General features: G+C 62.5%; 14 protein-coding genes. 9 read left to right on the plus strand and 5 right to left on the minus strand.

Going from position 1 to position 13,415, the window contains the following annotated elements; translation table 11 throughout:
- Positions 1 to 7 precede the first annotated feature (7 nt).
- From LY622_RS14245 to LY622_RS14255, 3 genes are all read right to left on the minus strand, one after another.
- Positions 8 to 859 (minus strand): SDR family NAD(P)-dependent oxidoreductase, encoded by an 852-nt coding sequence (locus LY622_RS14245; protein ID WP_234291502.1) that lies wholly within the window; start codon positions 857 to 859, stop codon positions 8 to 10.
- A gap of 244 nt (positions 860 to 1,103) precedes the next feature.
- Positions 1,104 to 2,060, minus strand: a complete 957-nt coding sequence (locus LY622_RS14250; RefSeq protein ID WP_234291503.1) for an AEC family transporter — start codon at positions 2,058 to 2,060, stop codon at positions 1,104 to 1,106.
- Positions 2,061 to 2,157: 97 nt separating this feature from the next.
- A complete protein-coding gene (locus LY622_RS14255; protein ID WP_234291504.1) occupies positions 2,158 to 2,949 on the minus strand; it encodes an IclR family transcriptional regulator domain-containing protein in 792 nt (263 codons plus the stop codon).
- A gap of 381 nt (positions 2,950 to 3,330) precedes the next feature.
- On the opposite strand from LY622_RS14255, the gene LY622_RS14260 reads away from it, so the two are divergent.
- The 4 genes from LY622_RS14260 to LY622_RS14275 are packed head-to-tail and all read left to right on the plus strand — an operon-like array spanning position 3,331 to position 7,034.
- Positions 3,331 to 4,161: a CoA transferase subunit A gene (locus LY622_RS14260; RefSeq protein ID WP_234291505.1), complete on the plus strand. Its 831-nt coding sequence runs from the start codon at positions 3,331 to 3,333 to the stop codon at positions 4,159 to 4,161.
- A complete protein-coding gene (locus tag LY622_RS14265) occupies positions 4,161 to 4,934 on the plus strand; it encodes a CoA-transferase subunit beta (RefSeq protein WP_234291506.1) in 774 nt (257 codons plus the stop codon). Before LY622_RS14260 ends, LY622_RS14265 begins: the two co-directional genes overlap by 1 nt.
- A 59-nt stretch (positions 4,935 to 4,993) precedes the next feature.
- Entirely contained in the window at positions 4,994 to 6,196 is a 1,203-nt protein-coding gene (pcaF, locus tag LY622_RS14270) for a 3-oxoadipyl-CoA thiolase (protein ID WP_234291507.1), read from the plus strand.
- Positions 6,197 to 6,209: 13 nt separating this feature from the next.
- Positions 6,210 to 7,034: an alpha/beta fold hydrolase gene (locus tag LY622_RS14275; protein WP_234291508.1), complete on the plus strand. Its 825-nt coding sequence runs from the start codon at positions 6,210 to 6,212 to the stop codon at positions 7,032 to 7,034.
- Positions 7,035 to 7,196: 162 nt separating this feature from the next.
- On the opposite strand, the gene LY622_RS14280 is transcribed toward LY622_RS14275, so the two are convergent.
- Positions 7,197 to 7,589 (minus strand): gamma-glutamylcyclotransferase family protein, encoded by a 393-nt coding sequence (locus LY622_RS14280; protein ID WP_234291509.1) that lies wholly within the window; start codon positions 7,587 to 7,589, stop codon positions 7,197 to 7,199.
- Positions 7,590 to 7,870: 281 nt separating this feature from the next.
- Here LY622_RS14280 and LY622_RS14285 point away from each other — a divergent pair, with 281 nt between their 5' ends.
- Positions 7,871 to 8,350, plus strand: a complete 480-nt coding sequence (locus LY622_RS14285; protein ID WP_234291510.1) for an MgtC/SapB family protein — start codon at positions 7,871 to 7,873, stop codon at positions 8,348 to 8,350.
- Between the two features lie 335 nt (positions 8,351 to 8,685).
- Here LY622_RS14285 and LY622_RS14290 read toward each other — a convergent pair whose 3' ends face one another.
- Entirely contained in the window at positions 8,686 to 9,582 is an 897-nt protein-coding gene (locus LY622_RS14290) for a LysR family transcriptional regulator (protein ID WP_234291511.1), read from the minus strand.
- Positions 9,583 to 9,736: 154 nt separating this feature from the next.
- On the opposite strand from LY622_RS14290, the gene LY622_RS14295 reads away from it, so the two are divergent.
- From LY622_RS14295 to LY622_RS14310, 4 genes are all read left to right on the plus strand, one after another.
- Positions 9,737 to 10,384 carry a glutathione S-transferase family protein gene (locus LY622_RS14295; protein ID WP_234291512.1) on the plus strand — a complete coding sequence of 216 codons (648 nt, stop codon included), beginning with the start codon at positions 9,737 to 9,739 and terminating at the stop codon, positions 10,382 to 10,384.
- A 17-nt stretch (positions 10,385 to 10,401) separates the two neighbouring features.
- Positions 10,402 to 12,411, plus strand: a complete 2,010-nt coding sequence (locus tag LY622_RS14300; RefSeq protein ID WP_234291513.1) for a 2Fe-2S iron-sulfur cluster-binding protein — start codon at positions 10,402 to 10,404, stop codon at positions 12,409 to 12,411.
- A gap of 122 nt (positions 12,412 to 12,533) precedes the next feature.
- On the plus strand, positions 12,534 to 12,692 hold the full coding sequence (locus tag LY622_RS14305; RefSeq protein WP_234291514.1) for a hypothetical protein: 159 nt from the start codon (positions 12,534 to 12,536) through the stop codon (positions 12,690 to 12,692).
- Between the two features lie 226 nt (positions 12,693 to 12,918).
- Complete coding sequence (locus tag LY622_RS14310; protein WP_234291515.1) at positions 12,919 to 13,119, plus strand: hypothetical protein; 201 nt, start codon at positions 12,919 to 12,921, stop codon at positions 13,117 to 13,119.
- Positions 13,120 to 13,415: the final 296 nt, after the last annotated feature.

Consider the following 13,415-nt stretch of genomic DNA (forward strand, 5'->3'; position numbering starts at 1 on the left):
AGTGTTATCACTGCATAATCATGCCGCCGTCGATCATCAGCAACTGGCCGGTCATATAGTCCGATTCCTTGCTCGCAAGGAAGGAGGCTGTGCCGACCACATCTTCAGGATAGGAGTAGCGCTTCATCAGGATCATCTTCTCGGCGAGTTCGTCCATGGATTGACCCTGCTTGTCGAACTTGCCGATGCTGACCAGGTCCTTGTCAAGCTGCTCCCAGAGCTCAGTACGTACTACGCCCGGCCCGTAACCATTGACAGTAATATTGTGGTCGACCAGTGCCTTGGCGCCACCGTTGATCATGGCCAGCACGGCGTGCTTGCTGCAGGAGTAGGGCACCACGTCATCGAAGGCCTGGCGGGACAGGATGGAACCCACATTGAGGATCTTGTAGGGACCGTTCTCCTTGCCCTGCGCGATCATCTGCTTGGCGGCTTCCTGCATGCCGAGCAGGCAGCCCAGGGCATTCACGTCCATGATCTGATGCCAATTCTCTTCGGTAATATCGAGAAACATGAGCGGCTTGTTGATGCCGGCATTGTTGACCATGACGTTGATACTGCCGAAGGCATCGACGGTGGCCTGGACGGCTGCCTTCACCTGGTCTCGCTCGGTCACGTTGAGCTTGACCGCGATGGCCTTGCCGCCATCCCTGCCATTGATGCGCTTGACGACTTCCTCGCACCCCTCGATGTTGAGGTCAGCTACGCAGACATTCGCGCCTTGCTCGGCATAGTGTTCTGCGACCGCTGCCCCCATCCCTCGGGCTGCACCGGTGATAAGGCAGTTCTTTCCCGTGAGTCGATTATTGTCCATCGTTTCGCCCTTTATAGTGTTTAAAGAATTCATGGCGCAGGCCATCAAATTCTGGGTTGGTGTCAGTTGGAGCCAGCCATCACTAAGCTGTTGACCCAGCGATTTATTGCGAAGAAGCCAGCGGAGATGAACAGCTGCCTGGCTTGCTGAACTGCATTGTCGGTGGGGCGGTGGGGAAAGCGACAGGTCGTGAGCGGGTCAATCTGACCAGTTTGGATGTTTTGGGGTGGAGAAGAGTTACAGCAGTGCGACCACGGCCTCAATGGGGCCGGATTCAGGGCTGAAGGTATCAGCGAATGGGGAGAAGGTTGGCCAGCGTCATCAGCCAGATACCCAGGCTCAGGGTCACGAACGCGGCCAGGGTACCCACCATCAGCGCGGCGGCGCTGACGCCGGCCATGCCATAGCGCTGGCCGAGCAGCGGATAGATGCTGATCATCGGCGCACTGGCGAACAGCAGGGCGCCGACCAGCAGGGTCGGGTCTACCGACGGCATCAGCAGGAACAGGACAAGCACCGCCAGGGGATGCAGGATCAGCTTGCCGACGACGATCTGGCCGACGTCGTTGACCATGCCACGCACCTGAAGGCCAAACAGGGTGCCGCCGATGACGAACAGTGCTGCCGGGCCGGCGGCATTGGCCAGCATCTCGACGACCTGGGCCAGGGGGCCTGGCAGGGAGGTTTCCGTCACGGCCAGCACCAGGCCTGCCGCCAGGCCGACCAGGACGGGGTTGCGCACCAGGCGTACCACGGTCTTGCGAGCCACGGTGACGATGCCGGCGCCGCTCTGGCGACCCGCCTCGGCCAGGATCAGTGCTGCCGGTATGATCAACAGGTTCTCGATCACCATGTTAAGGGCCATGAGCACGGCCGCCGGTGAGGCGCCGAGCACCATGGCGGCGACGGGATAGCCGATGAAGCCGCTATTGGAGGCGGACATGCCCAGGGCATGCATGGCGCCCTCGCTGAGCGGCTTGCCTTGCAGCTTCAGGGTCAGCAGCAGGGCGAAGGCGAATACCGCCAGTGAGCCGAGGCCATAGGCCAGCAGGTAGTGGGGCTGGAAGACTTCGTCGAGGGGGCTTTGAGTCAGGGCCCGGATCACCAGGGCAGGGAGGGCGAAGTAGAGCACGAAGGTGGCCACACCCTGCAGCTGCTCCCGGCTCACCAGCCGGGTGCCCATGGCCAGGTAGCCGGCACCGATCAGCAGGAAGATCGGCGTGGTAATGGCGAGTATCTCGAGCACGTGGCCTCCTTGCCAAGGCAACCAGGACAGGGCCGCGGAAGATCACGGCCGGCCGTTTTCAGGAAGATGGAGGGTCAGCTGAAGGCGCGCGACGCCCTCAACTGATGTTGGTGCGTATCTCGCAGGCCTTCTGCTGAAGCAGCGGCAGGTACTCCTTCATCAGAGTGTCGAGATCCACCCGCGCGGCATTGGTGCTGATATTGATGGCGCCCAGCAGCTTGCCGTTGGCATCGAAGGCCGGCACGGCAATGGAGCGCAGCCCCGAGTCCAGTTCCTGGTCGGCGATGGCATAGCCCTGCTGGCGCACCTTGAGGATGCATTGCCTGAGTTCGGCCTTGTCGGTAATCGTCTTCTCGGTGTGGCGTTCGAGTACCACACCCTCGAGCCAGGCATCCAGCTCATTGTCTGGCAATTGGGCCAGCAGTGCGCGCCCCATGGAGGTGTGGGCCGCGGGCAGGCGCGTGCCCACCGAGAGGGTGATGGCCATCAGCCGGTGCCGCGAAGCGGAGCGGGCCACGTAGGTGACGTCGTTGCCATCAAGCACACCCAGTGACGAGGACTCGCCGCACTCGGCGGTGATGTCCTCGAGGACTTGCTGAATCACACTGCGATAATTGTTGGCGGAGAGAAAAGCATAGCCAAGCTGCAGCACCTTCGGGGCAAGCTCGAAGTGCCGCTGCTGCTTCCGTACGTAGCCCAAAGCATGCAGCGTCAGCAGGAAGCGGCGTGCCTTGGCCCGGTTCATCCCGGTTCGGGCAGCTACTTCGCTCAGGGTCATGCGTGGGTTTGCTTCGTCAAAGGCGAGTATCACCTCGAGACCGCTGGCCAAGGCGGTGATGAAATCGCGATCGTCTGTGCTTAGAGCGTCTTCCTGTGCTGCCTTTTCCATCCCGTATTGTCCTAAGTCTCGGTCGCTCGTCATGGGGCTTCAATCTAGCATAGCGTTCGAGTTGCGAACACTTGTACGTCTTTGGTTTTCCGGTGCCAGGAGAAGCTTCCGGCTTGGGCGAGTGGCCCCTTTCTATATACCTTGGTAGTGGTCGTCAGCAGGTCCGCACGCCCTTGTCTAACTGAATCTCACCTAACGTTTTGTCAAATCTCTATTTTCTATATCTCCGGATGTGAAGGGTGGGCCAAGTCCTCCCTTTTCAATTTGACGACGATTGTGTTCGGAGGTAGTTTGTTCGTATTGCAAATCAATGTTCACATAGCGAACTGCGATGATCGGCTCTACCGGCATCAGCTTGAACCCCCCAGGAGGCAAACCAAGATGGCCGAGCTCCTCAGCCTGCATGACGCGGTGGCACGCTACGTCGAAGACGGCGCCACCGTGGCCATGGAGGGCTTTACCCACCTGATTCCCTTCGCCGCCGGTCACGAGGTGATCCGCCAGCGCAAGCGCGACCTGACCCTGATCCGCATGACGCCCGACCTGGTCTACGACCAGATGATCGGCGCCGGCTGCGCCAGGAAAGTGATCTTCTCCTGGGGCGGCAACCCCGGCGTGGGCTCGCTGCACCGCCTGCGCGATGCGGTGGAGAAGGGCTGGCCGCACAAGGTCGAGATCCTCGAACACAGCCACGCCGCCATGGCCTGCGCCTTCGACGCCGGCGCCGCCGGGCTGCCGCTGGCGGTGCTGCGGGGCTATGTGGGCAGCGAGCTGCCCAGCGTCAACGACCAGATCAAGTTCATCGAGTGCCCCTTCACCGGCGAGCGCCTGGCCGCAGTGCCCTCGGTGCGCCCCGACGTCTCCATCGTCCACGCGCAGAAGGCCGACCGTGCCGGCAACGTGCTGGTGGAAGGCATCATCGGCGTACAGAAGGAAGCCGTGCTGGCGGCGAAGAAGAGCATCGTCACCGTCGAGGAGATCGTCGAGGACCTGACCACCGAGCCGGACTATCACCCCAACGCCTGCATCATCCCCGGCTGGGCGATCAGCGCCGTCGCCGTGGCCGAGAAGGGCTCCTACCCCTCCTACGCCCACGGCTACTACCCGCGCGACAACCGCTTCTACAAGGAGTGGGACGCTATCGCCCGGGATCGCGACGCCTTCACGGCCTGGATCGAAGATAACGTCATGAATGCAGGGGGGAACGCCTGATGAGCCTCGAGTACACCTCAGCGGAAATGATGAGCGTCACCGCCGCACGCGCGCTCGAAAACGGCATGACCTGCTTCGTCGGCATCGGACTACCCAGCGAGGCCGCCAACCTGGCGCGCCTGACCCACGCTCCCGAGGTGGTGCTGATCTACGAATCCGGCACCCTACAGACCAAGCCCGAGGTGCTGCCGCTCTCCATCGGCGATGGCGAGCTGTGCGAATCGGCGCTGACCACCGTCTCGGTGCCCGAGATGTTCCGCTACTGGCTGCAGGGCGGCAAGGTCAGCGTGGGCTTTCTGGGTACCGCCCAGATCGACCGCTTCGCCAACCTCAATACCACCCTGATCGGCGACTACCATGATCCCAAGGTGCGCCTGCCGGGCGGCGGCGGAGCGCCGGAGATCGCCACCAACGCTGGCGAGGTCTTCATCACCTTGAAGCACTCCAAGCGTGCCTTCGTCAAGGACGTCGACTTCATCACCACCCTGGGCTTCGGCCGCGACGGCAAGGGCCGCGACGGCGTGCCCAATATCGGCCGCGGGCCGACCCGGGTGATCACCGACCTGTGCGTGATGAAGCCCGATCCCGAGACCAAGGAGCTGGTGGTTGTCTCGCTGCACCCGAACGTCTCCCGCGAGGACGTGATTGAGGCCACCGGCTGGGAGATCCGCTTCGCCGACACGCTCGAAACCACGCCCGAGCCCAGCGCCCACGAACTCGAGATCCTGCGCGAATTGAAGGCCAGGACCGAGCGTAAGCACGCGGGCGAATAAATTCGCCTTGAAACGGGCTGCATTCGTCACGTTCTACAGCGAATTTCAGGAGATTTTTTATGACTGACGTCTTTCTTTGTCATCCGCGGCGCAGCGCCATCGGCCGCTTCGGCGGCACCCTGGCCAGCGTGCGCCCCGACGACTTCGCCGCCACCATCTTCAAGGCGGTGCTGAATGATGCGCCCGATCTCGACCCGGCCGCCATCGACGAGGTCTTCATGGGCTGTGCCAACCAGGCCGGCGAGGACAACCGCAACGTGGCGCGCATGTCGGCGCTGCTGGCGGGCCTGCCCACCTCGGTGCCCGGCACCACCATGAACCGCCTGTGCGGCTCCGGCATGGACGCGGTGGGCACCGCCTTCCGCGCCATCAAGGCCGGCGAGATGGAGCTGGCGCTGGCTGGCGGCGTGGAATCGATGTCCCGGGCGCCTTTCGTCATGGGCAAGGCCGACAGCGCTTTCTCGCGCGGCCAGAAGATCGAGGACACCACCATCGGCTGGCGCTTCATCAATCCGCTGATGAAGAAGGCGCATGGCGTCGAGTCCATGCCCGAGACCGCCGAGAACGTCGCCGAGCAGTTCAAGATTTCCCGCGCGGATCAGGACGCCTTCGCCCTGCGCTCGCAGCAGAAGGCCGCCGCCGCCCAGAAGGCAGGCCGCTTCGCCATCGAGATCACGCCGATCGAGATTCCCCGGCGCAAGCAGGAACCGCTGGTGTTCGATACCGACGAGCACCCGCGCGAGACCACCCTGGAGAAGCTGGCCGGGCTGCCGACGCCGTTCCGCGAGGGCGGCAGCGTCACAGCGGGTAACGCCTCCGGCGTCAACGACGGCGCCGCCGCCATGCTGGTGGCAAGCCAGTCCGCGGTGGAGCAGCATGGCCTCAAGCCGATGGCCAGGATCATCGGCATGGCCACCGCCGGCGTCGAGCCGCGCATCATGGGCTACGGCCCGGTACCGGCGGTACGCAAGCTGCTCGAGCGTACCGGCGTGACGATGGACGAGATCGACATTTTCGAGTTCAACGAGGCCTTCGCCGCCCAGGCACTCGCCTGCACGCGGGACCTCGGGCTCGCCGACGACGACCCGCGGGTCAACCCCAACGGCGGCGGCATCGCCCTGGGCCACCCGCTGGGCATGTCCGGCGCCCGCCTGCTGATGACCGCCGCCCATGAGCTGCACAAGCAGAACAAGCGCTATGCCTTGTGTACCATGTGCGTGGGCGTGGGGCAGGGGATTGCTACGCTGATCGAACGCGTATAACGGAGAGAGTCGCATGGCATTTCTGAACATCAACGGCCGCAGCGTCGCCTATCGCTTGCTCGGCCGCGAGGCGCTGCCGCTGGTGGTTCTGGCCCACCCGCTGGGCATGACCCAGGCGGTGTGGGACGACATTCTGCCCATGCTGCTGCCGCGCTATCGCGTGCTGACCTGGGACCTGCCAGGCCATGGTGCCAGCCAGGCCTGGCCGTCGGAGGGCGGCGAGATCACCCCGGCGGCTCTGGCCGCAGAGGCCCTGGCGCTGGCCGATCACGCCAGCGTCCGGCGTTTCCACTTTGTCGGTACCTCCATCGGCGGCGTGGTCGGGCAGCAGCTGATCGCCGAGCATGCCGAACGCCTGCTCTCCGCGACACTCACCAACACCGGAGCGGTGATCGGCAACGCCGACCTGTGGACCACTCGCGCCGGTCGTGTGCGCGATGAGGGCCTTTCGGCCATGTCCGGCGAGATCGTGCCGCGCTGGTTCTCGGCCCAACGGCTAGAAGACGAGCCTGCACTGGAGGCTGGCTGGCGCACCCAGATGACACGTACCGACGGCGAATCCTATGCCCGGCTGTGCGAGATGCTCGGCCGCACCGACTTCCGCGACAAGCTGAAGGGGCCGTTGGCGCAGCATCCGAACGTCAGCGTGCACCTGCTCGGCGGCAGCGAAGACGTGGCCACGCCGCCCGAGACCTTGCAGGCGCTGGCGGCCGAGTGCGGCGGCGCACCGCTGGAAATCCTCGAAGGCTTCGCCCACGTGCCCTCGGTGGAAGACCCCCAGGCAATGGCCAAGCGGCTGCTGCTATGGATGGCCAGCGACCGTGATGATGTCGGCTAGCATGGCGTGAGCTATGCCGGTGGACTACGGCAACTCGATGGCCGCAGCAGCACATTTGGATTGCGGAAGGACTTGCCCTCCGGCATGACGGGGCCGCACGCATTGCGGTAGTAGACGTTGGGCATCAACACGGCATAGCCGATAGCCGCCAACAACAGCCTCTCAGCCCCGTGGCTGCCATCCACCTTCTCGGATGGCGGTGTGGCCGTATATCTTGGGGTTGTAGAGATAGAGCCAGGCGAGGCCATAGGTAGTGGGGTGGACGGCGCGGTCGTAGAGCCCGGCTGCCGGGTTGTGCAGCTGATAATCCTCGAGGCGGTCCAGGTTGGCCAGCAGGCGGGCGCCTACCCGGAACACCTCAACCTCCACCCCGTGAGAGGGCTCGAGCTTGGCGCCGGGGAAGGGGCCCAGGTCATAAAGGGTGATGTGGTGCAGCCGGTCGCTGCCGAGGAAGCCAGCGCCATCTAGCCAGTGGTGGTTGCGCAGACCACGTTTCAGGGTGCCGTAGACGGCGACCAGCGGCGTGCGGGCAACGGCGATGACGGGGGTGGGCATGGCAGTAGTCCTCCCTGCAAGATATGGCTTCAGCATTGTATGCGCTCTACCGGGTTGGACATGATGCCAGGGCATCGGATCGCGGCTGATGGAGTGCGCCCTCGCGGAGCTGACGACGAAGGGGTAGTGGCCAGCGCGCCCGGTGTCAATTTACACCTGCTGACCTGTAGGCAGTGTGGGAGGCGTAAAATATCACCGGAATATATGGCCAGTATGGCTACTATGTGGAGTGTGGAACCTGCAACGCCAACACCTGATCTAAGAACTACAGGAATAAAGAGATGGAACTTATCGGCAATACCATCATGTCGGAATTTTCGGATTTTAACGATTTGGGTGAGTTTGTCGTTGTTGTGATTCGATTGCTGTTCGCTGCCCTTCTGGGTGGCCTGCTTGGGTACGAGCGAGAACAGCGTGGCAAGCCCGCTGGAATGCGTACTCATATGTTGGTTTGCATGGGAGCTGCTCTCTTTATATTTATCCCACAGCAAGCGGGTATCTCGGATGCGGAGATGAGCCGAGTCATTCAAGGTGTGATTGCCGGCATCGGCTTTCTGTGCGCAGGTACCATTATCACTCGCAAGGATGATCAAGGGGCCACAGGGCTTACCACGGCGGCTGGTATTTGGTTCACGGCAGCCATAGGGATAGCCGTTGGTCTGGGGCGCGAGCAGACTGCGGTATTGTGTACAGTTCTGGCTTGGATGGTGCTGTATGTGGTGCCTTTCTTTATTCACACTAAGCGCAAGAAAATCCAATAATGGTAGACGCTCTGAAAATAAATGTTCCAGAGCATCGGTATGATATTTGAATGCTGCATTGAATGCGATTTCTCCGCCCAATGTCACCGGACGCTCGTGACTCTCGCCATTTAATATATCATTATATTGCTCTTTTCCGAATTTCGATTCTAGCCACTGAGTGTCTATCTCAGTGGCTAGAATCGGCTTGTTTCCATACTTTTGTGCCGCGCTATTTTTGGTGATCTCACCAAGGTTGGCAACACCGCGGTCGCCGAAGCGTCGGGCCGGAGCTAAAGCCACCTCCAACAACGTTCTTTTCTTATATGATGGCGCGTCATGGCCGAATCCTGCCTTCACACTTCATTTCGCGCGATACGCGGTACCGCGAAATCGATGAAGGCCCGCAGCTTCTGCGGGAGCAGCGGCCGGCGTTCGTAAACCAGGTGGATCGGCCAGGGTGTTGGTTCCCACGCCTGCAATACGGTTTCAAGGCGCCGGGCCTGTATCCTGGGTGCGGCCTGATAAGAGAGCACGCGGGTAAAGCCGAGCCCCGCCTCTGCCGCATCAAGCGCCGCTTCGGCCGTGTTCACCGTTAGACGTGAATGCACAGGAATCCGCAGCGACTTTCCCTCCGCTTCGAAGCGCCAGGCCTGGGTGGCCAGCAACTGATCGAAGGTGATGCAGGAGGCACCTTCGAGTTCGCTCGGCGCAGCGGGCCTTCCGTGCTCGTCGAGATAGGCACGGCTGGCACAGACGACTTGGCGTACTTCGCCGACCTTGCGGGCGATCAGTCCGCTATCCGGCAGCGGGCCGATACGCACGGCCATATCGATGTGCTCCTCACCGATACTTATCGGGCGGTCGGTGAGTTGCAGCTGAATGTTCACGTCCGGGTGGCACTGCAGGAAAGCCGTGACCACCGGCAGGACATACAGGCGTCCGAAGACGATCGGAGCCGTCAGGGTCAGCGTCCCCCGAGGCGCCGAAAATTCGCCAGAGGCGCCACGTTCCGCTTCGGCCACCTCTTCCAGAATCCTTCGGCAAGCCGCCACGTAGGCAGTGCCCGCCTCGGTCAGCGTCAGCCCACGCGGAGAACGCAGGACCAGCTCGGCGTTCAAATCGGCTTCCAGCTCGGAGATCCTGCGGCTAACGGTCGCGATGGGCATTCGCAGGGCCCGGGCACCCGCCGTGATGCTGCCTTCGTCGACGACTCTTAGGAGCATGGCCATGGTCTGGAGTCTATCGGGCATGGGTCACCGATCCATCGAGCTGTGGTTTCCAAATAATGGAAGTCTAGGTTTCAACTTTGACATCTACTGCGGATTTTTAGAAACCAATATCCTCGTGAACAGCTCACCACATCGAGCGCGAAAGTCCCCATGTCACGTTCACAGGAGCCCAAGCATGAACCCCAACTTCCCCACTCATGCCGTCCCGATCAAACTGTACCGGCACCCGAAATCCGGCCACTGCCATCGCGTCGAACTCATGATGGCGCTGCTCGACCTTCCCTATGAAGCGGTCGATATCGATGTCGCGAACGGCGCGCACAAGGCACCCGAATTCCTCGCTATCAGCCCCTTCGGCCAGGTCCCGGCCATCGATGACAACGGCGTGACGCTGTCGGACTCGAACGCCATTCTGGTCTACCTGGTGAAATCCTATCCCACCGGCCGCGACTGGCTGCCTGAAAGCCCCGTGGCCGCCGCTGAGGTGCAGCGCTGGCTGTCGGTGGCCGCCGGCGAGATCGCGCGTGGCCCTTGTGCGGCACGGCTGGTGACGGTCTTCGGCGCATCGCTGGATCACGAAGGCGCCAAGGCGGCGGCGCATCGCTTGTTTGCCCAAATGGAGCCGATTCTGGAACGCCGCGATTTCCTGGCCGGGCCGACGATCACGATCGCCGATGTGGCCGGCTACAGCTACATCGCCCATGCGCCCGAAGGCGGCGTCAGTCTCGATGCTTACCCGTCGATCCGGGCTTGGCTGGCCAGGGTGGAGGCGCAGAAAGGCTTCGTCGGTATGGCTCGTACGCCACTTCCCGAAACCGCCTGACCGAGAGGGGCACCGCCATGGCACAGGACAATGTCTTTCACGCCGGCGAGCGTGCCGTCCAGGCGCGTGCCGAGGTTTCCGGCGACTGGCTAGAGAGTGCGGCAGGCTTCGTGCGCCCAGAGATGCCGCAGCAGCATCGCGATTTCTTCGAGAACTTGCCGATGCTGTTTCTGGGGCTGCTCGACCCGGCGGGGCGGCCATGGTGCGTTCCCGTCTTTGGGCCGCCTGGCTACTCGACTTCTCCCTCCCCGAATACGCTGGTGTTGCAATGTGCCCCGGTGCTTTCAGACGAGCTCGGGCTGGTGTTGACGCCTGGCGCGAGCATCGGCGTCGTCGGGGTCGATCTCACCAACCGCCGCCGCAATCGGATGAATGGCCGGGTGCAACGCGCCTCGGAAGGCGCTATTACCATCGCAGTCGATCAGAGCTTCGGGAACTGCCCGCAATACATTCAGACTCGCTCCCTGGCCCCTGCCAGGGGTGCGCCCTCAGCCGCCGTGGGCCGATGCAGCAGCCTGGATGACCCGGCGGTTCGTCACATTGTCGAATCTGCCGACACCTTCTTCATCGCCTCCCGTGCCGCCAGTCCGCTCGAAGGGGGAAGCGCTGGAGTCGATGCGTCACACCGCGGCGGGCGGCCGGGGTTTCTCGGCATCAACGACGATGGGTCGCTATCCTTTCCCGATTTTTCCGGCAATCGCATGTTCAATACGCTCGGCAACATCGAAAGCGATGGTCGGGTAGCCCTGTTCGTGCCGGCTTTCGAAACCGGTGAGGCGGTCGTGCTGACCGGCCGTGCCAGCATCGACTGGAGCGCAGGGCGCGCCGACGCGTTCACGGGCGCCGAGCGTATCGTCGATGTGGTGCCGGAGGAGGTGTGGCACGCGACCGCTACCTTGCCGGTGACCGCGACACTTGCCGAACAGTGGCCCGCACTCGATGCCACAGGCACCTGGGATGAGGTGCGCTTGGCCGCGCTCAAGCCCGACGGTTATCGCCGCTTCCAGATCGTCTCGAAACGCAGGGAAAGCGACGCCATCACCTCCTTTTACCTGACACCCGCGGATGGCGGCCCGATCGAGCCGCATGTCGCAGGGCAGTTCCTGCCGATCCGGCTTCAGGACGATGACGGACCGATTCTGCGCAGCTACACGATCTCGCAAGGGCCAAACGGGCGCGACTATCGGCTCTCCATCAAGCGTGAAGCGCGCGGCCGGGCTTCCCGGCTGCTGCACGACCGGCTGGAGAAGGGGGATATGGTCGAAGCCGCCTCGCCTGCGGGCGATTTTGTGCTGGACGACGGCACCCAGCCCATCGTCATGCTCTCCGGCGGCGTCGGCATCACGCCGATGGTCGCCATGCTCGACGGGCTTGTGAGCGCGCTGCATGGCGGAGCGCCTCGGCGAGAGGTGTACTTCATTCATGCCACCCGGAACGGTGCCAGCCGGGCGTTTCGCGGCGAGCTCGAGGCTATCGCCCGCCAGTACGACTGGCTGCATCTCTTCACGGCGTATTCGGCGCCGGGGGCGGGGGACAGGTTGGGCCACACCCACGATACCGAGGCGCGGCTGAGCATGGAGGTGCTTGCTGAGCTTCTCCCCTTCAGCGGTTACCAGTTCTATTTGTGCGGCCCCGAGAGTTTCATGCGAGCGCTTTATACGGGCCTGCGTGACATGGGCATCGACCGCTCACATATCCACTACGAATTTTTCGGCGCGGGCGAACTCGATGAGCCGAAAGAGATAGGTCCGGCCGTGAAGTTGCCAGCGCGCGCAACGGTTACCTTCGCCCACTCGGAGACCCAGGCCGAATGGAACGCGCAGAGCGGCACACTGCTGGAAACCGCCGAGGCGGCCGGGCTGAAACCTTCCTACAACTGCCGCTCGGGCAAATGCGGCACTTGCGCCACGCGGCTGCTCTCGGGAAGCGTGCATTACACGCGCAAGCCGCTGGTCAGCCCGGCCGATGGCCATGTGCTGACCTGCTGTGCGGTCCCCATGGGCGAGCAGGTGGAGATTGGCCTTTGAGGTAAAACGTGCGGAGGCGCGGCGGGATGGGGTGTGTGCGACCAAAGTCGAATAAATTAGACTAAAGTCTAGCGATCGGCTATTCTGTTAGCATCCTCATGAAATGACCGAGAACCCAAGCCATGACCGCCCAGACGCTTTCCGACAGTGCGACCGCCACCAAACCCCGTGCTTCCCTGATCAAGCGTATCGGCCGGGCCGCCTATCGTCTGCTAGAGCGGATGACCGAGCGCGCCTACCATCAGCACAAGCCCTGCTTGCGCAACAATTTTTATCTCTAACGGCTAAGGCCGTGCTTGGCCCGGGGCGGGCCGGCAACATGACACGACGAGAAGAGCCAGCGCATTTTTTGCGCTGGCTCTTCTCGTTTTGGGAGGGGCATTCGACAGAATCTCGGGCTCCGGGGGCGAGGCCTCCCACCTGGTGGTGTCGATTCCACCTGCACCCGCTCGACTGGATCAGGAGTCATGAGAAACAGCGGATGTCTGCCAATCGATGGAGCCGAAAATGCTGAAACTATACGGAACGCCCCCGACCCGTGTCCTGCGCGTCATCTGGTTGCTCAACGCCGCCTATACCCTGGACTGGGCGAATGAAGAGAACATGCTCGACGGCGCACCGAGGTTGAGAGAGCACCTGGCGTCGATGTATTCCCGCTCTACAGCGCCGCCGACCATCGCCGAGGCGTTCGCGGCGATGGAAAGCTAGACGCATCAGCGAGGCGGTAGTGATCTGGCAGATCAGGAGGGCGCACTCTCCATTCGTACTTATACGAGGCACGGCATTTCTACCGTGCCTCGCTCATTTTCAGGCCGCATCGTTCCTATACCGGCCATGTTATCCATCAGCCTATTTCGAGATTTGCTCGCATTGGTGCCCGACCACCTGAGCTGTGGTGATTGACGCCGAGATTTTCGGGGAGTATTTTGTTCGTTATGCAAATCAATGTTCGCAAAGCGAACTCAAGGTGCTTCGAACGAGTGCTCTAGCCCTCGTAAGAGGCA

The sequence above is a fragment of the Halomonas alkalisoli genome, from assembly GCF_021412585.1.
Classification (GTDB): domain Bacteria; phylum Pseudomonadota; class Gammaproteobacteria; order Pseudomonadales; family Halomonadaceae; genus Halomonas; species Halomonas alkalisoli.